At 68.7% G+C, this 23,570-nt stretch carries 23 protein-coding genes; 16 read left to right on the plus strand and 7 right to left on the minus strand.

The features are described 5' to 3' along the window. Positions 1-44: 44 nt before the first annotated feature. Positions 45-968: a branched-chain amino acid transaminase gene (locus WS61_RS25395; RefSeq protein WP_027785311.1), complete on the minus strand. Its 924-nt coding sequence runs from the start codon at positions 966-968 to the stop codon at positions 45-47. A 208-nt stretch (positions 969-1,176) separates the two neighbouring features. Here WS61_RS25395 and WS61_RS25400 point away from each other — a divergent pair, with 208 nt between their 5' ends. The 3 genes from WS61_RS25400 (at position 1,177) to WS61_RS25410 (ending at position 3,729) form a co-directional block, all read left to right on the plus strand. Continuing rightward, positions 1,177-1,932 (plus strand): AzlC family ABC transporter permease, encoded by a 756-nt coding sequence (locus tag WS61_RS25400; protein WP_059504577.1) that lies wholly within the window; start codon positions 1,177-1,179, stop codon positions 1,930-1,932. After that, positions 1,929-2,252, plus strand: a complete 324-nt coding sequence (locus WS61_RS25405) for an AzlD domain-containing protein (RefSeq protein WP_059504578.1) — start codon at positions 1,929-1,931, stop codon at positions 2,250-2,252. The genes WS61_RS25400 and WS61_RS25405 overlap by 4 nt, the downstream gene beginning before the upstream one ends. Before the next feature lie 280 nt (positions 2,253-2,532). Further along, positions 2,533-3,729, plus strand: a complete 1,197-nt coding sequence (locus WS61_RS25410; RefSeq protein WP_034208284.1) for a phosphoglycerate kinase — start codon at positions 2,533-2,535, stop codon at positions 3,727-3,729. 157 nt (positions 3,730-3,886) lie between these two features. Here WS61_RS25410 and WS61_RS35830 read toward each other — a convergent pair whose 3' ends face one another. Then, positions 3,887-4,015 carry a hypothetical protein gene (locus WS61_RS35830; protein ID WP_023476234.1) on the minus strand — a complete coding sequence of 43 codons (129 nt, stop codon included), beginning with the start codon at positions 4,013-4,015 and terminating at the stop codon, positions 3,887-3,889. Here WS61_RS35830 and pyk point away from each other — a divergent pair. From pyk to WS61_RS25440, 6 genes are all read left to right on the plus strand, one after another. Next, positions 4,014-5,450: a pyruvate kinase gene (pyk, locus tag WS61_RS25415; protein ID WP_034208283.1), complete on the plus strand. Its 1,437-nt coding sequence runs from the start codon at positions 4,014-4,016 to the stop codon at positions 5,448-5,450. The two genes, WS61_RS35830 and pyk, sit on opposite strands and share 2 nt — an antisense overlap. Positions 5,451-5,759: 309 nt before the next feature. Then, positions 5,760-6,824: a class II fructose-bisphosphate aldolase gene (gene fba / locus WS61_RS25420; protein ID WP_006481730.1), complete on the plus strand. Its 1,065-nt coding sequence runs from the start codon at positions 5,760-5,762 to the stop codon at positions 6,822-6,824. Positions 6,825-7,057: 233 nt separating this feature from the next. Further along, entirely contained in the window at positions 7,058-7,948 is an 891-nt protein-coding gene (locus WS61_RS25425) for a phosphoribosylaminoimidazolesuccinocarboxamide synthase (RefSeq protein WP_027785305.1), read from the plus strand. A 65-nt stretch (positions 7,949-8,013) separates the two neighbouring features. Next, the gene (purE, locus tag WS61_RS25430; RefSeq protein ID WP_059504580.1) at positions 8,014-8,535 is read left to right on the plus strand and encodes a 5-(carboxyamino)imidazole ribonucleotide mutase; all 522 of its coding nucleotides are present in this window, start codon (positions 8,014-8,016) and stop codon (positions 8,533-8,535) included. A gap of 90 nt (positions 8,536-8,625) precedes the next feature. After that, a complete protein-coding gene (locus WS61_RS25435; protein ID WP_059504582.1) occupies positions 8,626-9,822 on the plus strand; it encodes a 5-(carboxyamino)imidazole ribonucleotide synthase in 1,197 nt (398 codons plus the stop codon). An 11-nt stretch (positions 9,823-9,833) separates the two neighbouring features. Further along, complete coding sequence (locus tag WS61_RS25440) at positions 9,834-10,862, plus strand: L-threonylcarbamoyladenylate synthase (protein WP_059504584.1); 1,029 nt, start codon at positions 9,834-9,836, stop codon at positions 10,860-10,862. Between the two features lie 82 nt (positions 10,863-10,944). Here WS61_RS25440 and WS61_RS25445 read toward each other — a convergent pair whose 3' ends face one another. The 3 genes from WS61_RS25445 to dacB all read right to left on the minus strand — a co-directional run bounded on the left by WS61_RS25445 (position 10,945) and on the right by dacB (position 14,924). After that, positions 10,945-12,090 carry an SGNH/GDSL hydrolase family protein gene (locus WS61_RS25445; protein ID WP_034208278.1) on the minus strand — a complete coding sequence of 382 codons (1,146 nt, stop codon included), beginning with the start codon at positions 12,088-12,090 and terminating at the stop codon, positions 10,945-10,947. A gap of 96 nt (positions 12,091-12,186) precedes the next feature. Beyond that, positions 12,187-13,101 carry a sterol desaturase family protein gene (locus WS61_RS25450; protein ID WP_059504586.1) on the minus strand — a complete coding sequence of 305 codons (915 nt, stop codon included), beginning with the start codon at positions 13,099-13,101 and terminating at the stop codon, positions 12,187-12,189. Positions 13,102-13,391: 290 nt separating this feature from the next. Continuing rightward, the gene (dacB, locus tag WS61_RS25455; protein ID WP_059504588.1) at positions 13,392-14,924 is read right to left on the minus strand and encodes a D-alanyl-D-alanine carboxypeptidase/D-alanyl-D-alanine-endopeptidase; all 1,533 of its coding nucleotides are present in this window, start codon (positions 14,922-14,924) and stop codon (positions 13,392-13,394) included. 186 nt (positions 14,925-15,110) lie between these two features. Here dacB and WS61_RS25460 point away from each other — a divergent pair, with 186 nt between their 5' ends. From WS61_RS25460 to WS61_RS25485, 6 genes are all read left to right on the plus strand, one after another. After that, entirely contained in the window at positions 15,111-15,773 is a 663-nt protein-coding gene (locus WS61_RS25460; protein WP_006481728.1) for a response regulator, read from the plus strand. Between the two features lie 3 nt (positions 15,774-15,776). Continuing rightward, positions 15,777-17,123, plus strand: a complete 1,347-nt coding sequence (locus WS61_RS25465) for an ATP-binding protein (RefSeq protein WP_059504590.1) — start codon at positions 15,777-15,779, stop codon at positions 17,121-17,123. A gap of 126 nt (positions 17,124-17,249) precedes the next feature. Then, positions 17,250-18,734, plus strand: coding sequence for a DegQ family serine endoprotease (locus WS61_RS25470; protein WP_034208274.1), 1,485 nt, complete (start codon positions 17,250-17,252; stop codon positions 18,732-18,734). A gap of 102 nt (positions 18,735-18,836) precedes the next feature. Next, positions 18,837-19,274 (plus strand): carboxypeptidase-like regulatory domain-containing protein, encoded by a 438-nt coding sequence (locus WS61_RS25475; protein ID WP_059504592.1) that lies wholly within the window; start codon positions 18,837-18,839, stop codon positions 19,272-19,274. A gap of 129 nt (positions 19,275-19,403) precedes the next feature. Then, positions 19,404-19,763, plus strand: a complete 360-nt coding sequence (locus tag WS61_RS25480; RefSeq protein ID WP_059504594.1) for a DUF427 domain-containing protein — start codon at positions 19,404-19,406, stop codon at positions 19,761-19,763. A gap of 28 nt (positions 19,764-19,791) precedes the next feature. Then, on the plus strand, positions 19,792-20,499 hold the full coding sequence (locus WS61_RS25485; protein ID WP_059504596.1) for a CoxG family protein: 708 nt from the start codon (positions 19,792-19,794) through the stop codon (positions 20,497-20,499). Positions 20,500-20,550: 51 nt separating this feature from the next. On the opposite strand, the gene WS61_RS25490 is transcribed toward WS61_RS25485, so the two are convergent. Beyond that, positions 20,551-21,552 (minus strand): helix-turn-helix domain-containing protein, encoded by a 1,002-nt coding sequence (locus WS61_RS25490; protein ID WP_059504598.1) that lies wholly within the window; start codon positions 21,550-21,552, stop codon positions 20,551-20,553. A gap of 151 nt (positions 21,553-21,703) precedes the next feature. Between WS61_RS25490 and WS61_RS25495 the strand changes: the two genes are divergently transcribed. After that, positions 21,704-22,369, plus strand: coding sequence for a cysteine hydrolase family protein (locus tag WS61_RS25495; protein ID WP_059504599.1), 666 nt, complete (start codon positions 21,704-21,706; stop codon positions 22,367-22,369). 34 nt (positions 22,370-22,403) lie between these two features. Here the strand turns inward: WS61_RS25495 and WS61_RS25500 are convergent, their stop codons facing one another. Further along, positions 22,404-23,045, minus strand: a complete 642-nt coding sequence (locus tag WS61_RS25500; protein ID WP_059504601.1) for a TetR family transcriptional regulator — start codon at positions 23,043-23,045, stop codon at positions 22,404-22,406. Between the last annotated feature and the right edge of the window lie 525 nt (positions 23,046-23,570).

A 23,570-nucleotide genomic window follows, 5' to 3' on the forward strand; every position in this document is an offset into this window, starting at 1 on the left:
TTCTCTTATCACTCTTGTGTGGGGCGGTCGGTCGCGCGACGCGCTCAGACCTTCGTCAGCCAGTGCGCGTACTTCGCGTTCTTGCCCGACACGATATCGAAAAACGCCGACTGGAGCTTTTCCGTGACGGGGCCGCGCGCGCCGCTGCCGATCGTGCGGTTGTCGAGCTCGCGGATCGGCGTGACTTCGGCGGCCGTGCCGGTGAAGAACGCTTCGTCGGCCGTGTAGACCTCGTCGCGCGTGATGCGCTTTTCGATCACGTCGATGCCGGCGTCCTTCGCGAGCGTGATGACCGTGTCGCGCGTGATGCCGTCGAGGCACGACGACAGGTCGGGCGTATACAGCTTGCCGTTGTTCACGAGGAAGAAGTTTTCGCCGGAGCCTTCGGACACGTAGCCGTCGACGTCGAGCAGCAGCGCTTCGTCGTAGCCGTCGGCCGTCGCTTCCTGGTTCGCGAGAATCGAGTTCACGTACCAGCCCGACGCCTTCGCGCGCACCATCGACACGTTCACGTGGTGGCGCGTGAACGACGACGTCTTCACGCGGATGCCCTTCGCGAGGCCTTCTTCGCCGAGGTACGCGCCCCACGGCCACGCGGCGATCGCGACGTGGATCGTGTTGCCCTTCGCGGCCACGCCGAGCTTTTCCGAGCCGACCCAGATGATCGGGCGCAGGTAGCACGACTCGAGCCGGTTCTCGCGCACGACCGCGAGTTGCGCGGCTTCGAGCGTTTCGCGGTCGAACGGCACGTCCATCTGGAAGATCTTCGCCGAATTCAGCAGACGTTTGGTGTGCTCGCGCAGGCGGAAGATCGCGGTGCTGCCGTCGGCCGCCTTGTACGCGCGTACGCCCTCGAAGACGCCCATGCCGTAGTGCAGCGTGTGGGTCAGGACGTGGATCTTGGCGTCGCGCCAGTCGATCAGCTTGCCGTCCATCCAGATCTTGCCGTCGCGGTCGGCCATTGACATAGGATTCTCCTGGAAGCGGTGGGGTGCTGCGGGTTGTATGCAGCGTTGAGCCGGAAAGACGCTTATTTTAGCGTCATTTGGCGGCGATCCGGTCGGTCGGCACAGGGTCGGGGCTATAATCGGCCGGTACCGATTCCAATAACGACGGGCCTTGCCGGCGGGAGACGCCGGCGCCCGGACGAACCGCCCGCTGCGGCCCGCCTTTCCCATGCTCGCTCGATTGTCCGCCACCGACCGCTTCGCGCTGATCCAGGGCGCGCGCGACTATTCCCCGACACTGATGGCGATCCTGTCCTGGGGCCTCGTCACCGGCATCGCGATGAGCAAGTCGGTGATGACGCTCGGGCAGGCGAGCGCGATGTCGCTGTTCGTCTACGCGGGCTCGTCGCAGCTCGCGGTACTGCCGCTCCTCGCGGCGAAGCTGCCGATCTGGACCGTGCTGCTCACGGCCGCGATGGTCAACCTGCGCTTCGTGATCTTCAGCGCCGGGCTGGCCCCCCATTTTTCCTACCTGCCGCTGTGGCGGCGCCTCGCGATCGGCTATTTCAACGGCGACGTGATTTACCTGCTGTTCCAGAAACAGGGCTTCGCGTACGGCCGCGTGCCGGGCAAGGAGGCGTATTTCTGGGGGATGGCGCTCGCGAGCTGGGCGTCGTGGCAGGTGTCGTCGCTCGCCGGCATCCTGCTCGCGAGCATCTTTCCCGCAAGCTGGGGGCTGGAGCTGGCCGGCACGCTCGCGCTGATTCCGATCATGGTGTCGGCGGTCGCGAACCGTTCGACGCTCGCGGCCGTCGCGGTCGCCGGGATCGTGTCGCTGATCGCGTTCGACGTGCCGTACCGGCTCGCGCTGCCGCTGGCGGTGTTCGCCGCGCTCGCGGCCGGCTGCGCGGCCGATTTCTTCGTCGAGCGCGCCGACTGGCGGCGCATCCGGACCGAAACCGTGCACGAAAAGGACATTGAATGAACGCGACCGAGATCTGGATCGTCATCGTCGGGATGACGATCGTCACGGCCGTCACGCGCGCGCTGTTCCTGATCGGCGGCGAGCGCACCGTGCTGCCCGAACGCGCGCAGCGCGCGCTGCGCTACGCGCCGGCCGCCGCGCTGGTCGCCGTCGTGCTGCCCGACGTGCTCGAAACGCCGGCGGGGCTGTCGTTCGGGCTGTCCAATCATCCGCTCTACGCGGCGCTCGCCGGCCTCGGCTGGTTTTTGTGGCGGCGCAGCATGCTCGGCACGATCGTCGTCGGCATGCTCGTGTTCACCGCGCTGCGCCTGATCTTCTGATGATTCGCCGCCCCGGCCGGCCGCATGCCGACTGGAGCGCCTTGGGCGTTGTTGCGATGCAGCATCGTGCCGCCGGCCGCACGCGATCCCAAATAGGCGGAATTCGCCGCCGCACGGGTCAGTCTGCCGGATGGATCGGCTAGAATGCCCGTTCGAGATTTTTTACCCGTGCGCGTCATGCGAACCGCCAGCCACGGCCGCATCCGGCGCCCTTTCGCGGCAGCCCGCGCACGTCCAGCGTGAACCCCCTTTCCCCATCCACTACTTCAATCTGTTCAACATGAGCCAAGTCAAGCGTCTCACCGACCTGATCGCCGCCGGCCAGCTCGCCGGCAAGCGGGTGTTCATCCGTGCCGACCTGAACGTCCCGCAGGACGATCACGGCAACATCACCGAGGACACGCGCGTGCGCGCGTCCGTGCCGGCCATCCGGGCCGCGCTCGACGCCGGCGCGGCCGTGATGGTCACGTCGCACCTCGGCCGTCCGACCGAAGGCGAATTCAAGCCGGAAGACTCGCTCGCGCCGGTCGCGAAGCGTCTGGGCGAACTGCTCGGCCGCGACGTGCCGCTCGTGTCGAACTGGGTCGAGAACGGCGTGAACGTTGCGCCGGGCCAGGTCGTGCTGCTCGAGAACTGCCGCGTGAACAAGGGCGAGAAGAAGAATTCCGACGAGCTCGCGCAAAAGATGGCGAAGCTCTGCGACGTGTACGTGAACGACGCGTTCGGCACCGCGCACCGCGCGGAAGCGACCACGCACGGGATCGCGAAGTACGCGCCCGTCGCGTGCGCGGGCCCGCTGCTGGCGGCCGAACTCGACGCGCTCGGCAAGGCGCTCGGCAACCCGGCGCGCCCGCTGGTCGCGATCGTCGCCGGTTCCAAGGTGTCGACCAAGCTGACGATCCTGAAGTCGCTGGCCGGCAAGGTCGACCAGTTGATCGTCGGCGGCGGCATCGCGAACACGTTCATGCTCGCGGCCGGCCTGTCGATCGGCAAGTCGCTCGCGGAGGCCGATCTCGTCGCCGAGGCGAAGGCGATCATCGACGAAGCGCGCGAGCGCGGCGCGTCGGTGCCGATCCCCACCGACGTCGTCACCGCCAAGGAATTCTCGCCGACGGCTGCGGCCACGGTGAAGCAGGTCGCCGACATCGAAGCGGACGACATGATCCTCGACATCGGCCCCGATACGGCCAAGGCGCTCGCCAGCCAGCTCGAGAAGGCCGGCACGATCGTATGGAACGGCCCGGTCGGCGTGTTCGAGTTCGACCAGTTCGGCAACGGTACGAAGACACTCGCCGAAGCGATCGCCAAATCGTCCGCGTTCTCGATCGCGGGCGGCGGCGACACGCTCGCGGCCATCGCGAAATACGGCATCCACGACCAGGTCAGCTACATCTCGACGGGCGGCGGCGCCTTCCTCGAGTTCCTCGAGGGGAAGAAGCTGCCGGCGGTGGAAGTGCTCGAAACGCGGGCGGCCTGAGCGTGGCGACGCGCGCAGGGGCGACGAAGGCCGCGCGCTCCGCGAAAGCGGAGCAGCCGGCTGGCGCGGGCAAGCGCAAACGCGCGCCCGCGCGGGCGAACACCGCCCCGCGCGCACCGGCGGCCGCCGGCGACGCGGCCGTGCAGCACCACGAGATTCAGAACAAAGCGATGCCGGGCGCAAGCACCGGCACGCTCCCCGGAGCGGCCGCCGCTGGGCCTGCCGCTTCCGGCTCTCGCAGCGTTTCACCCAGCGCATCCACCTTGATCCAGATGAGGAGTTTCATGCAGCGCGCCACCAAGATAGTCGCCACGATCGGCCCGGCCTCCAGTTCGCCGGAGACTCTGCTGCAGATGATGCAGGCGGGCCTCGACGTCGTGCGGCTCAATTTTTCGCACGGCACGGCCGACGATCACCGCCAGCGCGCCGAAATGGTGCGCGAGGCCGCCCGCAAGGTCGGCCGCGAGATCGCGATCATGGCCGACCTCCAGGGCCCGAAGATCCGCGTCGGCAAGTTCGAGAACGGCAAGACCACGCTCGTGCCGGGGCAGCCGTTCATCCTCGATGCGGGCTGCGAACTCGGCAACGACGAGCGCGTCGGCCTCGACTACAAGGAGCTGCCGCGCGACCTGAAGCCGGGCGACCTGCTGCTGCTGAACGACGGCCTGATCGTGCTGACCGTCGAGCGCGTGCTCGGCGACGAGATCCACACGACCGTCAAGGTGGGCGGCGAGCTGTCGAACAACAAGGGGATCAACCGCCAGGGCGGCGGCCTGTCGGCTCCGGCGCTGACCGCGAAGGACATGGAGGACATCCGCACCGCGATGTCGCTCGGCGCGGACCTCGTCGCGGTGTCGTTCCCGAAGAACGCGACCGACATGGAAATGGCGCGCCAGCTCGCGAACATCGCGGGCGCGCCGTACGGCATCAAGCCGAAGATGATCGCGAAGATCGAGCGTGCGGAAGCGATTCCGGCGCTGCAGAGCATCCTCGACGCATCCGACGGCATCATGGTCGCGCGCGGCGACCTCGCGGTGGAAGTGGGCAACGCGGCCGTGCCGGCTTTGCAGAAGCGGATGATCCGGATGGCGCGCGAGTCGAACAAGCTCGTGATCACCGCGACGCAGATGATGGAATCGATGATCTACGCACCGGTGCCGACCCGCGCGGAAGTGTCGGACGTCGCGAACGCGGTGCTCGACGGCACCGACGCGGTGATGCTGTCGGCGGAGACGGCCGCCGGCAAGTACCCGGTCGTCACGATCGAGACGATGGCGGCCGTGTGCGTCGAGGCGGAAAAGTCTGAGCACGTCGAGCTGGACAAGGATTTCCTCGACCGCACGTTCACGCGGATCGACCAGTCGATCGCGATGGGCGCGCTGTTCACCGCGTATCACCTCGGCGCGAAGGCGATCGTCGCGCTGACCGAATCGGGGGCGACCGCGCTGTGGATGTCGCGTCACTACACGCACGTGCCGATCTTCGCGCTGACGCCGCGCGTCGGCAGCGAGCGCACGATGGCGCTGTACCGCAACGTGACGCCGCTGCACGTCGACTTCAACAGCGACCGCGATTCGGCGCTGCAGGCGGCGCTCGAGATCGTCGTCAAGCAGGGTTACGTGCAGCACGGCGACATGGTCGTGCTGACCGTCGGCGAGCCGATGGGGCAGGCGGGCGGCACCAACACGCTGAAGATCGTACGAGTCGGCGAGCATTATTGAGCGCCGGCCGAGCCGCATCGAGCCGGCCTGCGGCCGGATCGGCCGGAATCGATCCGGCACCGTTTTTTGCGCGAAAGCCGCGCGGGGTCCGAAGCCCCGCGCGGCTTTTTTTCTCCTTTTTGGCCGGATTGTGCCGTGCGAACGTAACAAATTGCGAGCGGGCGCTACCGGGCGGTCGGAATCGGAGGCGCTTCGCGATAAAATGCGGCTATTCGACGCTCAGCCGCGCCGTGCCGCCCCGGTCTGGACCGGGAGCGAGCGCCGCGCCGGCGTCAGGGCGCACCGGTTTTCATTCCAAGGAGTTCCACAATGCCTCTCGTATCAATGCGTCAATTGCTGGACCACGCGGCAGAGCACGGTTACGGCCTGCCGGCCTTCAACGTGAACAACCTGGAGCAGGTCCAGGCGATCATGGCGGCGGCGGATCAGGTCGGCGCGCCCGTGATCATGCAGGCATCGGCCGGCGCGCGTAAGTATGCGGGCGAGCCGTTCCTGCGCCACCTGATCGAAGCGGCGGTCGAATCGTATCCGCACATTCCGGTCGTGATGCACCAGGATCACGGCCAGTCGCCGGCGGTCTGCACGGCCGCGATCCGCAGCGGCTTCACGAGCGTGATGATGGACGGTTCGCTCGAAGCCGACGGCAAGACGGTCGCGTCGTACGAGTACAACGTCGACGTGTCGCGCAAGGTCGTCGAGATGGCGCACTCGATCGGCGTGACGGTCGAAGCCGAACTCGGCGTGCTGGGCTCGCTCGAGACGATGAAGGGCGACAAGGAAGACGGCCACGGCGCGGAAGGCACGATGACCCGCGAGCAGCTGCTGACCGATCCGGAGCAAGCCGCCGACTTCGTGAAGCTCACGCAGTGCGATGCACTCGCGATCGCGATCGGCACGTCGCACGGCGCGTACAAGTTTTCGAAGAAGCCGACGGGCGACATCCTGTCGATCCAGCGCATCAAGGAAATCCACGCGCGCATTCCGAACACGCACCTCGTGATGCACGGTTCGTCGTCGGTGCCGCAGGAACTGCTGGCCGAGATCCGCGAATTCGGCGGCGACATGAAGGAAACCTACGGCGTGCCGGTCGAGGAAATCCAGGAAGGCATCAAGCACGGCGTGCGCAAGATCAACATCGACACCGACCTGCGTCTCGCGATCACCGGCGCGATCCGCCGCTACCTGTTCGAGAATCCGGGCAAGTTCGATCCGCGCGACTACCTGAAGCCCGCGCGCGAAGCCGCGAAGAAGGTCTGCGTCGACCGTTACCTCGCGTTCGGCTGCGAAGGCCAGGCCGGCAAGATCAAGCCGGTGTCGCTCGACAAGATCGCCGAGCAGTACAAGTCGGGTGCGCTCGCCCAGGTCGTGCGCTGAGACTGTAGTACGATTGCCCCGCCCGGTTCTGCCGCCGGGCATGGGCGGGCCGCCAGGCCGGCCGGATCCGGTCCGGCCCCGGCAGCCGTTCCGTCCGGCCGAACGAGGGCCGGCCGGCAGCCGTCCGGGCGCTGTGCCCGCCGGTTCGCCGACGTATTGCAAGACCGCCGTTCCCGCCTGCCGCGGGGAACGGCGTTTCCCTTTTTGTTTGGCTCCTTATCTGCGAAAAGACGATGTCTACCCTTTACGAATCCACGCTCCGCTCGCTGCCGCTCCTCGGTCGCGGCAAGGTTCGCGATAACTACGCGGTCGGCAACGACAAGCTCCTGATCGTCACGACCGATCGCCTGTCGGCCTTCGACGTGGTGATGGGCGAGCCGATTCCGAACAAGGGCCGCGTGCTGAACCAGATGGCGAACTTCTGGTTCGACAAGCTCGCGCACATCGTGCCGAATCACCTGACGGGCGACGCGCCGGAAGCGGTCGTCGCGGCCGACGAGGTCGAGCAGGTGAAGGGCCGCGGCGTGGTCGTCAAGCGTCTCGAGCCGATCATGATCGAAGCGGTCGTGCGCGGCTACCTGGCCGGCAGCGGCTGGAAGGAGTACCAGGCGTCGGGCGCCGTGTGCGGCGTGCAGTTGCCGGAAGGTCTGCAGAACGCGCAGAAGCTGCCCGAGCCGATCTTCACGCCGGCCGCGAAGGCCGAGATGGGCGAGCACGACGAGAACATCACGTTCGAGGAAACCGAGCGCCGCATCGGCACCGAGCTGGCCGCGACGATCCGCGACATCTCCATTCGCCTGTACAAGGAAGCGGCCGACTACGCGGCGACGCGCGGCATCATCATCGCCGACACGAAGTTCGAATTCGGCCTCGACAACCACGGCAAGCTGTACCTGATGGACGAAGTGCTGACCGCCGATTCGTCGCGCTTCTGGCCGGCCGACCAGTACGAAGTCGGCACGAACCCGCCGTCGTTCGACAAGCAGTTCGTGCGCGACTGGCTCGAGGCGCAGCCGTGGGGCAAGACGGCGCCGGCGCCGGCGCTGCCGGCCGATGTCGTCGAGAAGACGGCCGCGAAGTACCAGGAAGCGCTCGAGCGCATCACGGGCCAGTCGCTCGCCTGACGGAGCTTTGCATAGGACCGGAGTAAGTGCTGAAGCACTCACTCCGGTCGACAGGAACACACGAAATGAATGAAAAGCAAACTGCCCACACGCACAGCGCGCCGCTCGTCGGCGTGCTGATGGGTTCGAGTTCCGACTGGGACGTGATGAAGAACGCGGTCGCGATCCTGCAGGAATTCGGCGTGCCGTACGAAGCGAAGGTCGTGTCCGCGCACCGGATGCCCGACGAGATGTTCGACTATGCGGAGAAGGCGCGCGAGCGCGGGCTGCGTGCGATCATCGCGGGCGCCGGCGGCGCCGCGCACCTGCCCGGCATGCTGGCCGCGAAGACCACGGTGCCCGTGCTCGGCGTGCCGGTCGCGAGCAAGTACCTGAAGGGCGTCGATTCGCTGCACTCGATCGTGCAGATGCCGAAGGGCGTGCCCGTCGCGACGTTCGCGATCGGCGAGGCCGGCGCCGCGAATGCCGCGCTGTTCGCGGTGTCGATCCTGTCCGGCAACTCGGTCGACTACGCGAACCGGCTCGCGGCGTTCCGCGTGCGCCAGAACGAAGCCGCGCACGCGATGGTGCTGCCGCCGCTGGAATGACGGCATGGCGCGCGGCCGCACGACGCGGCCGGCGCCGGATTTTCCTACTGCGGCGGGCATTTCCGCGTTCCGCCGCGACCGACCACTGACATGACCGCAACTCCTGATTCCGTTTCTCCGATTCTGCCCGGCGCGTGGCTGGGCATGGTCGGCGGCGGCCAGCTCGGCCGCATGTTCTGCTTTGCCGCCCAGTCGATGGGCTATCGCGTCGCCGTGCTCGATCCCGATCCGGCGAGCCCCGCCGGCGCGGTCGCCGATCGCCATTTGCGCGCGGCGTACGACGACGAAGCCGCACTCGCCGAACTGGCGGACCTGTGCGAGGCCGTATCGACGGAATTCGAGAACGTGCCGGCCGCGAGCCTCGATTTCCTTGCGCGCACGACGTTCGTCGCACCGGCCGGCCGCTGCGTCGCGGTCGCGCAGGACCGGATCGCGGAGAAGCGTTTCATCGAGGCGTCGGGCGTGCCGGTCGCGCCGCACGTCGTGATCGAATCGGCGGCGGCGCTCGCCGCGCTCGACGATGCCGCGCTCGACGCGGTGCTGCCGGGCATCCTGAAGACGGCCCGCCTCGGGTACGACGGCAAGGGCCAGGTGCGCGTCGCCACCGCGCAGGAAGCACGCGACGCACATGCCGCGCTCGGCGGCGTGCCGTGCGTGCTGGAGAAGCGCCTGCCGCTGAAATACGAGGTGTCGGCGCTGATCGCGCGCGGCGCGGACGGCCGCTCGGCCGCGTTCCCGCTCGCGCAGAACGTGCATCACGACGGCATCCTCGCGCTGACGGTCGTGCCGGCGCCGGCGGCCGATGCTGCGCGCGTCGAAGAGGCGCAGCAGGCGGCCGTGCGGATCGCCGATACGCTCGGCTACGTCGGCGTGCTGTGCGTCGAGTTCTTCGTGCTGGAGGACGGCTCGTTCGTCGCGAACGAAATGGCGCCGCGCCCGCACAACTCCGGCCACTACACGGTCGATGCGTGCGCAACGAGCCAGTTCGAGCAGCAGGTGCGCGCGATGACCCGCATGCCGCTCGGCAACCCGCGCCAGCATTCGCCGGCCGCGATGCTGAACATCCTCGGCGACGTGTGGTTCCCCGACGGTCCGGCAGCCGGTGCCGTCACGCCGCCGTGGGACACGGTCGCCGCGATGCCGGCCGCGCACCTGCACCTGTACGGCAAGGAAGAAGCGCGCGTCGGCCGCAAGATGGGCCACGTGAATTTCACGGCCGAGACGCGCGACGAAGCCGTAGCCGCCGCCAACGCGTGCGCGCAACTGCTGCGCGTGCCGCTCGACTGAGGCGCGGGCCGATGTCCATCGATCTCCCGAAGCACGTGACGCCCGCGCAGATCGACGCGGCCGCCGCGTTGCTCGACGCGGGCCAGCTCGTCGCATTTCCGACCGAAACCGTCTACGGGCTCGGCGGCGACGCGGCGAATCCCGAGGCCGTCGCGCGCATCTATGCGGCGAAAGGGCGGCCCGCGAACCATCCGGTGATCGTGCATCTGCCGCCCGGCGGCGATCCGGGCTACTGGGCCGACGATCTGCCGGCCGACGCGCACGCGCTGATCGATGCGTTCTGGCCGGGCCCGCTGACGCTGATCCTGAAGCGTCATGCGCGCATTCCGGATGCCGTGAGCGGCGGGCAGGATTCGGTCGGGCTGCGCTGTCCGTCGCATCCGGTCGCGCAGGCGCTGCTGGCCGCGTTCAGCGCGCGGCGCGGCGGCCACGGCGGCGTGGCGGCGCCGTCCGCGAACCGGTTCGGCCACGTGAGCCCGACGACCGCGCAACACGTGCGCGACGAATTCGGCGATACCGTGCACGTGCTCGACGGCGGCGCATCCGAAGTTGGCATCGAATCGACGATCCTCGACCTGTCGCGCGGCTTCCCGGCGCTGCTGCGCCCGGGCCACGTGACGCCTCGGCAGATCGCCGACGTCCTCGGTCGTGCGCCGAAGCTGCCGGACGGCAGTGACGCGACCGCGCCGCGCGCGTCGGGCACGCTGAAAGCGCATTACGCACCGCGCACGCCGCTCGCGCTGCTGCCGTTCGACGCGCTCGAGCCGCTGCTCGCGGCCGCGCAAACCGACGGCGAGCGCGTCGCGCTCGTCGCACGTGCGTCGCGGGCAGGACACTGGGCGCAGGCCGACGGCGTGCATTTCATCGCGGCGCCGGAAGATCCGCAGGCCTATGCACGCGACCTGTACGGCATGCTGCGGGCGCTCGATCGCGCGCAGGTCGCGCGTATCCTCGTCGAGAAGCTGCCCGAAACCGTCGAATGGATCGCGGTCAACGATCGCCTCGGCCGCGCGGCGGCGGCATTCGAAGCGCGCGACTGACGCGCGCAGGCGCCTGCCGAATGAAAAAACGCCCGACCGGCGAACCGGTCGGGCGTTTTCGTTTGGGCGCGTGGCCGGCGGCTTACTTGCCGACGCCGGATTTCGCGATCTGCTGTTGGACGTATTGCGCGAACAGCGCGTGCAGGTGCGTCGTCGGGTGGACCGTGTCGGCGAACATGTAGGTCTGGTCCGCGTTCGCGACCGTGTAGGTCTGCGGCGAGCAGAACAGCGACGAGCCGAACGCGGTCGCATTCGCAACGCCGTACTGCGTGGCGGCCTGGACCATCGCCTTCAGGTTGCAGGCGGTGTCGGTATTCGACACGCTGAAGCCGTTCGCCTGGTAGTTGGCCGCGATGCCGTCCTGCCACGTGAACGAATCGACCACCACGTACTTCGTCGGGTCGACCTTCAGCGCGGCCAGCGTGCCGACGAGCGTCTTGTTGAACAGCCCCGACAGTTGCGTGAACGCGGCCTGCGTGCTCGCGCCGCCTTGCAGCGCGAGCGGCGTGCCGCCGATGTCCGGCACGTTCGCGACGAACACGTGCGTCGCGCCCGCCGCGACGATCTGCTGGACGATCCCGCCGAGCTGCTGCGCGGCCAGGCCGATCGCCTGCGCCGCCGCGAGTTGGGCGGCCGGCGTGTTGCCTTGCGCCTGCGCGACCTGGGCCTGGTAGAAGATGTCGTTCGCGCCGCCGTTGATCAGCACGATCTGGCCGGCGTTGAAGCTGCCGTGCTGCGTCAGGTATTGCTTGACCTGGTCGGCGATCGGCGTCGTCGTCGCCTGGGCGTAGTCGGGGTTCGGCACGCTGGCGTCCGCATGGCCGATGCCCGGCTGCAGTGTCACGCGGGAGCCGCCTTGCGCGTAGCCGAGGCCGCCCGTCGCCTGCAGCGGGATGCCGAAGCCGCCCTGATTCGCGGGCTGCAGCGTGTCGCCGTAGTACTGCGCGACGTCCTGCGTCCAGACCTGGCCCGGGTTGGTCGTGAAGCGGCCGCCGCCGAAGCCGAGCTTGATCTGCGAGTAGGTGCCGACGTCGGACAGGCTGTCGCCGAACGACACGATCTGCATCTTCACGCCCGACGGCGGCGTGTTCGACGCGCTGCTGCCGTTGTTGTCGTCGCCGCCGCCGCATGCGGCGAGCAACGCGAGCGCGGCGCCGGCGATCGCGACTTGCGCGGTGCGCAGCATGCGCCGGCGCGTGCGGGAAGGGGCGTGTTGTTGTGTCTGCATCGTTCGATCTCCTCGTAGATATGGCCCTGATGTGTTTCTCATCTGCCGCGTGCCTGCTCGGTTCCGGGCTGCGCGGCGGCCGTTGGCTGAAACGGTTTATCGGTCGCGCGCAGCCGCCTGCGGCACGGTGCGCGGATCCGGGTTCGCGGCCTCGGCGATCTGCGCATGATAAGCGCTCGCCCATTCGGGCGGGCCGAAAATCGCGCGCAGCTTGTTGCGCCATCCGCCGACGCGCCACGCGTCGGACGCCATCGCCGCCCACTCGTGGAACGTCGCGACGAGCGGGTTGTTCGAGCCGAGCCGCTCGACGATTCCGTAGCGCGGCGGATCGTCGGGCGTTTCCTCGACATAGCTGCCGAACAGGCGATCCCAGATCACGAGGACGCCTGCGTAATTGCGGTCGATGTAGCGCGCGTTGCGTGCATGGTGCGCGCGGTGGATCGACGGCGTGTTCAGCACGTATTCGAGCCAGCCGAGCTTGCCGATCGCCTGCGTGTGCACGAAGAACTGGAACGCGAGGTTGATCAGCACGATGCCGACGATCTGTTGCGGCGGAAAGCCGGCGAACGCGAGCGGCAGCCAGAACAGCCACATGCCCGCGATCGGGTACATCAGGCTCTGGCGGAACGCGGTCGAGAAATTCATCCGTTCGGACGAATGGTGCACGACGTGCGCGGCCCACAGCCAGCGCACGCGATGGCTCGCGCGATGAAACACGTAGTAGAGGAAGTCCTGCGCGACGAACAGCACCGCGAACGACAGCCAGCCGTCGTGCCACGTGTAGACGCGATAGTGCCGGTAGCAGTACGCATAAACGGGAATCACGAACAGCCATGCGATCTTGTCGGCGCCCTGGTGCATCAGCGCGAGCGCCGCGTTGCACAGCGTGTCGCGCCATGCATAGATGCGGTCCTGCGCGCGGGTGCGGGCGAAGTGCCAGGCCTCCCACGCGATGCAGAGCAGGAAGACGGGCGCCAGCGCGAGCAGAAGCAATTCGACGTCGAATCGCATGGGCGTGTCTCCTTCGTTCCCCTGCAAGCCATGAGGCCGGGCGTGTGGCCCGTTGTAGATATCGGTCAGGCCAACAGCCTACGCAATCGCCACGCGCTAGGCGAGGGGGCAGCGTAGAGGGTTCCCTCAGAGGATAGGGTTTCTACGGAACCCGTACTGCACGGGGCCGGGCGGTGTGGCCCCGTTTTGCGGGCGACGCGGTGCGGGGGCGCGCGGGCCGCGCTGTCGCGACGGCCCGCTGCGCTGCGCGCTGCACGTTGCACGCCGCACGTTGCACGCCGCACGGATCGTCAGTGCGCGCCCGCGTAGATCCACTCGAGCAGCGTGTCGTGCGCGGCGCGTGCGCCTTCCGCGTGATCGTTGTTGATGAAGCTGACGACGACGTAGCTCTGGCCGTCCGCACCGGCGACGTAGCCGGCGATCGCGCGCACGTCGCGCAGCGTGCCGGTCTTGATGTGCGCGTTGCCGAGCACGCCCGCGTTGGTGAGGCGGTTCTTCATCGTGCCGTCGATGCCCGCGATCGGCAGCGAATCGACGAACGCCTGCGCGACGGGGCTCGCGTTCGCGGCCTGCAGCAGTGCGGCGAGCGATAGCGCGCTCACGTGCTCTTCGCGCGACAGCCCGGAGCCGTTCTCGAGCACGAGGTCGGGCATCGCGATGCCGTTTTTCTGCAGGAACGCCTGGATCGCGCGGCTCGACTGCTCGGGCGTCGCGGGCGGCTTGCCGCTGACCGCGCCGATCGTCAGGAACAGGTTGCGCGCCATCACGTTGTTGCTGAACTTGTTGATGTCGTAGACGATGCTGCCGAGCACCGGGCTGTGATGCACGGCGAGCGGCCGCGCGGTGGCGGGCACCTTGCCCTCGCTGACGGGCCCCGCGATCGTGCCGCCGTCCTGTTGCCACAGCGCGAGGAAGCCGCGTGCGAAGAACGTCGTGTGATCGAGGATCGCGAGGTTGGTCGTATGCGCGCCGCAGCGCAGCGGGTAGTCGCCGGCGAACGACGCGGTCATGATCCCGCCGCCGGCCGTCAGCGTCGGGCGCGCAGCTGCGGCGGCCGCGCTGCACGAACCCGAGCCTTCGACGAGCTGGTTGTCGATCGACAGGTTCGCGAGCGGCGGCAGCACGTCGACGGCGACCTTGCCGTCATCGCCCGGCGTGACCGTGAACGACACGGCCTTGAATGCATACAGCAACGGATCGGGGCCGACGTTGTACGGCGCGCTGACATCGTCGTCGAACGACGGCAGGTCGCGCGTCGACGCAGCGAAATAGCTCTTGTCGAGCACGAGACCGCCGGCCACGCGCTTGACGCCGGCCTTGCGCAGCTTGTCGACGAGGTCGATCAGTTCTTCGGGCACGAGCTTCGGATCGCCGGTGCCCTTGATGTACAGGTTGCCTTGCAGCGTGCCGTCGGGGTCGACCGTGCCGTCCGTGTACGCGGTCGTGCGCCAGCGGTAGTCGGGGCCGAGGATCGACAGGCCCGAGAAGGTCGTCACGAGCTTCATCGTCGAGGCCGGCAGCATCGGCCGGCTCGCATTCCATGCGATCAGCGGTTGCGGATCGCCGACGCGCTCGACGACGACGCTCATCGCCGACGCCGGCACCTTCGCACGCTGCAGCGCGACGAGCACGGATGCCGGCAGGCCGGCCGCGCGCGCGGCCGGCGACACGATGGCGGTCTTGCGCGCTTCCTTGTGGGACTTCTTGCGGGCCTGCGCGGACGGCGCGAACGCGAGGGCCGTGCACGTGGCGACGACGGCGGCCGCCCGCAGACAGACGCGGGCGCGGGGGACGAACCGGGCGGAAAGATCGGAAATCGGCATGGGCGAATACGGGAAAAGCGGGGGGCTCGGGCAGGACGCGCGGGGGCGCCGAAGCGCACATTGTAGAGACAAGTCGGGGCAGGCCCCTTGCAATCCGCCTTACTGTTGCATTGCACGGTGCCGCGCACGCGATGCGCGGCGCTACAATGGTCGCCGTGTTTGACTCGCCCATGGATGCCTGTCCCGATGCGGATTCTGCTTGTCGAAGATGATCGAATGATTGCCGAGGGCGTGCGCAAGGCGCTGCGCTCGGACGGCTTTGCGGTCGACTGGGTGCAGGACGGCGACGCCGCGCTCACGGCGCTCGGCGGCGAGACGTACGATCTGCTGCTGCTCGATCTCGGCTTGCCGAAGCGCGACGGCATCGACGTGCTGCGCACGCTGCGTGGGCGCGGGCTGGCGCTGCCGGTGCTGATCGTCACCGCGCGCGACGCGGTCGCCGATCGCGTGAAGGGGCTCGACGCCGGCGCCGACGACTACCTCGTCAAGCCGTTCGATCTCGACGAGCTGGGCGCGCGGATGCGCGCGCTGATCCGCCGCCAGGCCGGACGCAGCGAGTCGCTGATCCGCCACGGCGCGCTCACGCTCGATCCCGCGTCGCACCAGGTGACGCTCGACGGCGCGCCCGTCGCGCTGTCCGCGCGCGAGTTCGCGCTGCTCGAGGCGCTGCTCGCGCGGCCGGGCGCGGTGCTGTCGAAGAGCCAGCTCGAGGAGAAGATGTACGGCTGGGGCGAGGAGATCGGCAGCAACACGGTCGAGGTCTATATCCACGCGCTGCGCAAGAAGCTCGGCTCGGACCTGATCCGCAACGTGCGCGGGCTCGGCTACATGGTCGTCAAGGAAAGCTGACGCGTGCGGTCGATTCGTCATCAATTGCTGATCTGGCTGCTCGCGATCGTCGTCGCGGGCGTGGGCATGGCGGGCTGGCTCATCTACCGGCAGGCGCTCGCCGAAGCGAACGAACTGTTCGACTACCAGTTGCAGGAAATCGCCGCAGCGCTGCCGTCGGAGCCGTTCTCGCAGGTGTTCGGTTCGCGCACCAACGGCGACGAAGGCATCGTGATCCAGATCTGGAATCGCAACGGCGTGCTGATGTACTTCTCGCATCCGCGCGCGCCGATCGCGCCGCGCGCGGAGCTCGGCTTCTCGACCGAGCGCACCGATCGCGGCGAATGGCGCGTGTACGGCGCGATCGTCGGCGACAACGTCGTGCAACTCGCGCAGCCGCTGTCGGTGCGCAACCGGCTGGCGGCGAACGTCGCGCTGCGCACGCTGTGGCCGCTGATCGTGCTGCTGCCGTTCCTCGGCGCGGCCGTGTGGGGGATCGTCGGGCGCGGGCTCGCGCCGCTCGCGCGCGTGACGCGTGCGGTCGAGGCGCGCCGGCCGGAAGCGCTCGATGCGCTGCCCGACGCGCGCCTGCCGCTCGAGGTGCAGCCGCTCGTGCGGGCGCTGAACGGGCTGCTCGCGCGGCTGTCGGCGGCGCTCGACACGCAGAAGGCGTTCGTCGCCGACGCCGCGCACGAATTGCGCACGCCGCTCGCCGCCGTGCAGATCCAGGCGCAGCTCGTCGCCCGTGCGAAGGACGAGGCGTCGCGCCGCGAGGCGATCGCGGATCTCCAGGACGGCGTGTCGCGCGCGACGCGTCTCACCGAGCAACTGCTCGCGCTCGCGCGCGCGGAGCCGGACGGCGCGACGATGCGCGAACCGGTCGACCTGCAGGCGCTGCTCGCCGAATGCGTGGCCGCGCATGCGCCGCTCGCGCAGCGGCACGACATCGATCTCGGCTTCGAGGAAACGTGCGCGGCGAGCGTCGTCGCGGACGTCGGCGCGCTGCGCGTGATGTTCGGCAACCTGCTCGACAATGCGGTGAAGTACACGCCGGACGGCGGCCGCATCGACGTGTCGCTGACGCGCGACGCGGCGGGCCGCGCATGCGTGCAGATCGCCGACAGCGGGCCGGGCATTCCGGCGGCAGAGCGCGAGCGCGTGTTCGACCGCTTCTATCGCGACAGCACGGCGCGCGCGCGCACCGACGTGTCGGGCAGCGGGCTCGGGCTCGCGATCGTCAAGCGCGTGGCGGCGCAGCAGGGCGCGACGGTGTCGCTCGGGGATGCGGCCGCGGGCGGCCTGCTCGTCAGCGTCGTGTTCCGCGATGCCGAGATGCCGGCCCCGGCGCCGCAGTCTTCCGAATCCGTCTGAAGGGGGCGCACGGCGAGGGTGGCGCGGGTTCGCCGCCGGCAGCCGCTTAAGCCCCGCTTAAGGCTGATTAAGCCTCCTTTAAGTCAGGGTCGTTACGCTGCGTCCTAACAAAGAGGAGGTCCTACGATGAACACCCGATTCCTTGCGCGCGGCACCGTCGCGGTCGCCGTGGCGGCGGCCCTGTCGGCTGGCTATTTCGCCGGCACCCGCCGCGCCGATCCGCAAATCATCACGCCCGCGCAGGCGGCCGCATTGATGCCGGCCGAAGCCGCGGCCAAGACCGGCATTCCCGATTTCTCCGGGCTCGTCGAGACCTACGGCCCGGCGGTCGTGAACATCAGCGCGAAGCATGTCGTGAAGCAGGTGTCGCGACGTGCGCCGCAACCGCAACTGCCGATCGATCCGAGCGACCCGTTCTACCAGTTCTTCAAGCACTTCTACGGCCAGGTGCCGGGCATGGGCGGGGACGCGCAGCCGGACGACCAGCCGAGCGCGAGTCTCGGGTCGGGCTTCATCGTCAGTTCCGACGGATACATCCTCACCAATGCACACGTGATCGACGGCGCGAACGTCGTCACGGTCAAGCTGACCGACAAGCGTGAATACAAGGCGAAGGTCGTCGGCTCCGACAAGCAGTCCGACGTCGCCGTGCTGAAGATCGACGCGAGCGGCCTGCCGACCGTGAAGATCGGCGACCCGGCGCAGAGCAAGGTCGGCCAGTGGGTCGTCGCGATCGGCTCGCCGTACGGCTTCGACAACACGGTCACGTCGGGCATCATCAGCGCGAAGTCGCGCGCGCTGCCGGACGAGAACTACACGCCGTTCATCCAGACCGACGTGCCGGTGAACCCCGGCAACTCCGGCGGCCCGCTGTTCAACCTGCAGGGCGAGGTGATCGGCATCAACTCGATGATCTACTCGCAGACGGGCGGCTTCCAGGGCCTGTCGTTCGCGATCCCGATCAACGAGGCGATCAAGGTGAAGGACGAGCTCGTGAAGACGGGCCACGTGAGCCGCGGCCGCCTCGGTGTCGCCGTGCAGGGGCTGAACCAGACGCTCGCGAGCTCGTTCGGACTGCAGAAGCCGGACGGCGCGCTCGTCAGCTCGGTCGACGCCAACGGGCCGGCCGCGAAGGCCGGCCTGCAGCCGGGCGACGTGATCCTGTCGGTCAACGGTTCGCCGGTCGCCGATTCGACGTCGCTGCCCGCGCAGATCGCGAACCTGAAGCCGGGTTCGAAGGCCGACCTGCAGATCTGGCGCGACAAGTCGAAGAAGTCGATCAGCGTGACGCTCGGCGCGATGTCCGATGCGAAGCTCGCGTCGAACGACGGCGGGCCGGTCGAACAGGGCCGCCTGGGTGTCGCGGTGCGTCCGCTGTCGCCGCAGGAGCGTAGCGCCAGCAACCTGTCGCACGGGCTGATCGTGCAGCAGGCCGGCGGGCCGGCCGCCAACGCGGGCATCCAGCCGGGCGACGTGATCCTCGCGGTCAACGGCCGCCCGGTCACGAGCCCCGAGCAGTTGCGCGACGCGGTGAAGGGCGCGGGCAACAGTCTTGCTCTGCTGATCCAGCGCGATAATGCACAGATCTTCGTGCCGGTCGACCTGAGCTGACCGGCCACGGCCGACGGCCGGTCCGGCCGGCCGCGGCGGGCGCCGCCGTGCGACCCGCGTGACGCTGCGCCCCGTATGTGTTCCGACCCCAAGGAGAGAGCCATGCAATATCTACGCAACGTGTCCCGATTTGCCGTCGCCGCGGCGCTGTCCGCCGGCCTCGCGGCCGGCGCGACCGGCGCGTACGCGCAGTCGGACGGCCTGCCCGCCGCGAGCCAGCAAGGCGATGTCAGCTACGTGTCGGGCGGTATCGGCAAGGACCAGTCGACGGCCTTCCAGAGCAACGAGGCGTCGTGGCCGCTGGCGCTGCGCTTCACCGGCAAGGGCGGCGAGTTCCTGGCCGACGTCCATGTCCGGATCGTCGACGGCAAGGGTACCGAGGTGCTGTCGACCGACGCGCGCGGGCCGTACATGCTGGTGAAGCTGCCGCCGGGGCGCTATACGGTGCATGCGTCGTACCAGGGTAGCGACGAATCGCGCGCCGTCACGGTCGGCGCGAAGGGCGGCGCGAAAGCCGCGTTCCAGTGGAGTGCGCAGTAGCCCGCCGCGCACGGTCCGGGCCCCGGGCGCGCAATCGGACGAAGTTTCGCCCATAATGAAAGCCACGGCATGCGTGCCGTGGCTTTTTCGTTTCCTGCCCCGGCCTGGCGGCCGCCCGAAGGAGAAACGATGTCCGATGCAGCCGACCCTCGACTCGAAATCGTGCCGAACCGTCATCGCGTGCGCGTGATCCATCGCGGCATCACCTATGCCGATTCGCACGGCGCGCTGACCGTGCGTGAAGCGGGGCTCCCGGACATCCATTACCTGCCGCGCAGCGACGTCAACATGCGCCGGCTCGTGAAATCGGGCGTCACGTCGGCCTGCCCGTTCAGGGGGCAGGCCGTGCATTTCGACTTGCAGACGGAAGACGGCGTGATCGAGAACGCCGCATGGAGTTACGAAGAACCGAACGAGGCGGCGGCCGTGCTGGCGCACTACGTCGCCTTCGATGTCGCGCGGATCGACAGTCTCGTCGAGACGTCCTGATGCGGCGCGCATTCATCGGGGAGGCGTCATGGAACTGAACGACACGTTACGCGTACCGCTCGCGCCGCCTGTCGTGCGGGATGCGCTCGAGGATCTGGCGCTGTTGCGTGCGAGCTTCGACCATTGCGAATCGTTCGTGAAACTCGCGCACGGCGAATTTGCGCTGACGATCACGGTGCCGCTCGGCCCACTGCGTGCCCGCTACGACGTGCGCGCGCATGCGGCCGCCGAGCAGGGCGACGCGGAAGGGCAGCCGCGCCGCGTGCTCAACTTCAAGGCGCGGGCCGACGGGCTCGGCGCACTGCGCGGCCAGGTCGAACTCGCACTGATGCCGGATGACGATGCGACCGCCACGCGAATCGAGTACGTGGTCTGGGCGACGGCGAGCGGGCCGCTCGCCGAACTGCCGGGGCGGCAGATCGACAATGCGCTGCGCGAATGGACCGACACGTTCTTCCGCGAGTTCGGGGCGGTCGTGCAGGCGAAGCACGGTCTCGCGCCGAATCGCGCGAGCGCATCCGCGCAGCGGCGCCAGCACGTATTTCTGCGGCCGGCATCGCTGGTGGCCGCGACGAAGCGTGCGCTGCCGCCGCATCTCGGCGGCGCGCTGAGCGGGCGGGCGGCGAGCGCGCTCCGGCATCGCGATTCCGGCACGATACCCGTGTGGGCCTGGGCGGCGATGATCGTGTTCGTCGCGCTGCTGCTTTACGCGGCACGCTGGTTCAACGGCGGCTGACCGGCCGCCCGGCTCCGCGTCACGGCCTGCCCGCCGCCCCCGCGGCAGGCGTCACTGTCCCGCGCCGGCTCCGGCGCCGCGAAATTCCCTTCGATACGCAGACGGCGACGTGCCGAGCGCGCCCGCGAAATGCTGGCGCAGCGACACGCTCGAGCCGTAGCCGGCCGCCTGCGCGATCGCGTCGATCGATTGTCCGGTGGTTTCGAGCAGATGCCGCGCGCGCGCGAGCCGCTCGGCCTGCAGCCACGCGGTGACGGTCGTGCCCGTCGCCTGGCGGAAGTGGCGCGTGAACGTGCGCCGGCTCATCAGTACGCGCTCGGCGAGCGAATCGACGCTGTGCGCGGCGTCGAGATGGGCGCGCACCCAGTCGAGCAGGCCCGCGAGCCGCGCATCGCGCGGGTGTGCGGCGACCGGCTGCGGCACGTATTGGGCTTGCCCGCCCTGCCGGTGCGGCGGGATCACGAGGCGGCGCGCGATCCGGTTCGCGGCGTCCGAGCCGAAGCGTCGCCGCACGACGTGCAGGCAGCAGTCGAGCCCCGCGGCGGTGCCGGCCGACGTCGTCAGGTTGCCGTCGTCCACGTACAGCACGTCGGGATCGAGTTTCACGCGCGGAAAGCGCCGGGCGAAATCGTCGGCCCACGCCCAGTGCGTGGTGGCCGGGCGGCCGTCGAGCAGGCCGGCCGCGGCGAGCACGTAAGCGCCGAGACACAGCCCGACGAGTTCGGCGCCGCGCGCGGCGACCGCGCGCACGGCGTCGAGCAGCGCGTCGGGCGGCGCTTCGTCGGGGTCGCGCCAGGAGGGCACGATGACGATGTCCGCATCGTCGAGCGCATCGAGCCCGTACGGCGCGGCGATCGTGAAGCCGCCCGTCGTCGCGAGCGGGCCGCGCTCGGCCGAGCAGACGCGGAACGCGAACGCGGGCGACGCGTCCGCGTCGCGCTCCTTGCCGAACACGACCGACGGCACCGACAGGTGGAACGGGCTGATGCCGTCGTACGCGATCACGGCGACGACGGTCGGAACGGATGGGGCGGGCGACGCGGCGGCGAGCATGGCGGGTTCCGGAAAGGCGATGGCCCGATTTTATCGAAGAATGGCTATCGGGCCACTATCGGCGCTCGCCACGCGGCCCGACAATGCGTCGCATCGCACTGCTGGCCGCCCCGCTCCGGGGCGGGGCAGCGCCGCCGACCAGGAGCCCGCCATGTCGAACGCCGTCCCGCATTCCGCTTCCCGTCCCGCTTTCCGCCGCGCACTGATCGTGATCGACGTGCAGAACGAATACGTGACGGGCAACCTGCCGATCGAATATCCACCGCTCGACGTGTCGCTCGCGAACATCGGCCGCGCGATCGACGCCGCGCACGCGGCCGGCGTGCCGGTGATCGTGGTTCAGCACGTCGCGCCGGCCGGCGCGCCGATCTTCGCGCCCGGCACCGACGGCGTCGCGCTGCACGCGGTGGTCGCCAGCCGGCCGTACGCGTATCGGATCGAGAAGGCGCAGGCCAGCTCGTTCGCCGGCACCGATCTCGCCGCGTGGCTCGACGCGCACGGCATCGACACGCTCGCGGTGGCCGGCTACATGACGCACAACTGCAATGCGTCGACGGTCTATCACGCGGCGCATGCGGGGCTGAAGGTCGAATACCTGGACGATGCGACGGGCGCGCTGCCTTACGAGAACGAAGCGGGCGCGGCGAGCGCCGAGGAGATTCACCGCGCGTACGCGGTGGTGTTCCAGTCGAATTTTGCGGCCGTGATGTCGACCGACGCATGGATCGCGGGGCTGGCCGGCGCGCCGATGCCGGCGCGCGATTCGGTGGCCGCGTCGAACCGGCGGGCTCGCGCGCATCGCGCGGAAGCGGCCTGACCCGGCACGGCGACGGGGCGCGCCATGCGCCGCGTCAGCCGCGGTCCTTCAGCATCGCCGGGCTGTAGCGCAGCATGTCGAAGCAGCCGTCGACGAGCTTTTCCGCATGCTGCTCGGCGTCGATTTCGTCGGGCAGCATCAGCATGTCGCGCACGAACCCGCTGACGAGCGTGTGCAGCATCAGCGTCGCGCGCCACGTATCGAGCCGCTCCGGCAGCAGCTTGAGCCCCACGGCCACCGCGAGATCGGCGTCGATCATGTGCAGCGCCTCGCTCATCCCCGCGCGGTTGCGTTGCAGCAGCGGTTCCATGTCCGCGACGTACTCGCACTTCATGAACAGGATGCTGAACACGCGCCGCAGCTGCGGGTCGCGCTGCACGCCGAGCAGGCACCAGATCAGGATCTGGCGCACCTTGTCGAGCGGATTGCCGCCCGGCGCGTCGATCGGTATCCGCTTCAGTTCGTCGATCGGCAGGAGCACGCGGTCGAACATCGCATCGAACAGTTCGCTCTTGTTCGCGAAATGCCAGTAGATCGCGCCGCGCGTCACGCCGGCGTGCTGGGCGATGTCCGCGAGCGACGTATGCGACACGCCTTTCTCGAAGAACACGTGTTCGGCGGCGTCGAGAATGCGATTGCGCGTCTCGAGCGCCTCCTCCTTGGTACGTCTGACCATGTGTAGGCCTGATTGGATCGATCGTCGGTGAATATAGGGTTCGCAACCCCTCGTCGCCGTCATGCAGACGGGCTATGCTTGCTGCTGGTAACAATCTGTAAGACTGGGCAGTCGGCGGAGCACAAACGGGCTTTTTACATACATTCGTGAATGTATATACAATACCACCCTACGATCGAATGACCCAAGTGGCAATCAGTTAATATCCCACTCTGCTGATTCCCGCCCCAGTACCAGTCCGCAGTTCGCGGCATCCCCGTCGGCACGGAGGTCTCGTGCCGACGTGCTGTATCTAGCAGTCCAGTAATTCAGGTGTTCGATCTGCGCCGCGAGGCGCATCCGTGTTGCGCTCCTGCCGGGCGCGTCACTTATTCCATTGGTTATACACAGAGGTCGCTCCATGCGCGTCGAACGGGTTCCATACCGCTTAATCACTGTCGCGACGGCCGCCGTTTTCCTGGCCGCGTGCGGGAAAAAAGAATCGGCACCGCCGCCGCAAACGCCGGAAGTCGGCGTCGTCACCGG

Source organism: Burkholderia sp. ABCPW 11 (genome assembly GCF_001523445.1).
Classification (GTDB): domain Bacteria; phylum Pseudomonadota; class Gammaproteobacteria; order Burkholderiales; family Burkholderiaceae; genus Burkholderia.

Coding starts and splice junctions, on each gene's coding strand:
- WS61_RS25395 (WP_027785311.1), bottom strand. CDS start 968: ATGTCAATGGCCGACCGCGACGGCAAGATCTGGATGGACGGCAAGCTG.
- WS61_RS25400 (WP_059504577.1), top strand. CDS start 1,177: ATGCTCGCTCGATTGTCCGCCACCGACCGCTTCGCGCTGATCCAGGGC.
- WS61_RS25405 (WP_059504578.1), top strand. CDS start 1,929: ATGAACGCGACCGAGATCTGGATCGTCATCGTCGGGATGACGATCGTC.
- WS61_RS25410 (WP_034208284.1), top strand. CDS start 2,533: ATGAGCCAAGTCAAGCGTCTCACCGACCTGATCGCCGCCGGCCAGCTC.
- pyk (WP_034208283.1), top strand. CDS start 4,014: ATGCAGCGCGCCACCAAGATAGTCGCCACGATCGGCCCGGCCTCCAGT.
- WS61_RS35830 (WP_023476234.1), bottom strand. CDS start 4,015: ATGAAACTCCTCATCTGGATCAAGGTGGATGCGCTGGGTGAAACGCTG.
- fba (WP_006481730.1), top strand. CDS start 5,760: ATGCCTCTCGTATCAATGCGTCAATTGCTGGACCACGCGGCAGAGCAC.
- WS61_RS25425 (WP_027785305.1), top strand. CDS start 7,058: ATGTCTACCCTTTACGAATCCACGCTCCGCTCGCTGCCGCTCCTCGGT.
- purE (WP_059504580.1), top strand. CDS start 8,014: ATGAATGAAAAGCAAACTGCCCACACGCACAGCGCGCCGCTCGTCGGC.
- WS61_RS25435 (WP_059504582.1), top strand. CDS start 8,626: ATGACCGCAACTCCTGATTCCGTTTCTCCGATTCTGCCCGGCGCGTGG.
- WS61_RS25440 (WP_059504584.1), top strand. CDS start 9,834: ATGTCCATCGATCTCCCGAAGCACGTGACGCCCGCGCAGATCGACGCG.
- WS61_RS25445 (WP_034208278.1), bottom strand. CDS start 12,090: ATGCAGACACAACAACACGCCCCTTCCCGCACGCGCCGGCGCATGCTG.
- WS61_RS25450 (WP_059504586.1), bottom strand. CDS start 13,101: ATGCGATTCGACGTCGAATTGCTTCTGCTCGCGCTGGCGCCCGTCTTC.
- dacB (WP_059504588.1), bottom strand. CDS start 14,924: ATGCCGATTTCCGATCTTTCCGCCCGGTTCGTCCCCCGCGCCCGCGTC.
- WS61_RS25460 (WP_006481728.1), top strand. CDS start 15,111: ATGCGGATTCTGCTTGTCGAAGATGATCGAATGATTGCCGAGGGCGTG.
- WS61_RS25470 (WP_034208274.1), top strand. CDS start 17,250: ATGAACACCCGATTCCTTGCGCGCGGCACCGTCGCGGTCGCCGTGGCG.
- WS61_RS25475 (WP_059504592.1), top strand. CDS start 18,837: ATGCAATATCTACGCAACGTGTCCCGATTTGCCGTCGCCGCGGCGCTG.
- WS61_RS25480 (WP_059504594.1), top strand. CDS start 19,404: ATGTCCGATGCAGCCGACCCTCGACTCGAAATCGTGCCGAACCGTCAT.
- WS61_RS25485 (WP_059504596.1), top strand. CDS start 19,792: ATGGAACTGAACGACACGTTACGCGTACCGCTCGCGCCGCCTGTCGTG.
- WS61_RS25490 (WP_059504598.1), bottom strand. CDS start 21,552: ATGCTCGCCGCCGCGTCGCCCGCCCCATCCGTTCCGACCGTCGTCGCC.
- WS61_RS25495 (WP_059504599.1), top strand. CDS start 21,704: ATGTCGAACGCCGTCCCGCATTCCGCTTCCCGTCCCGCTTTCCGCCGC.
- WS61_RS25500 (WP_059504601.1), bottom strand. CDS start 23,045: ATGGTCAGACGTACCAAGGAGGAGGCGCTCGAGACGCGCAATCGCATT.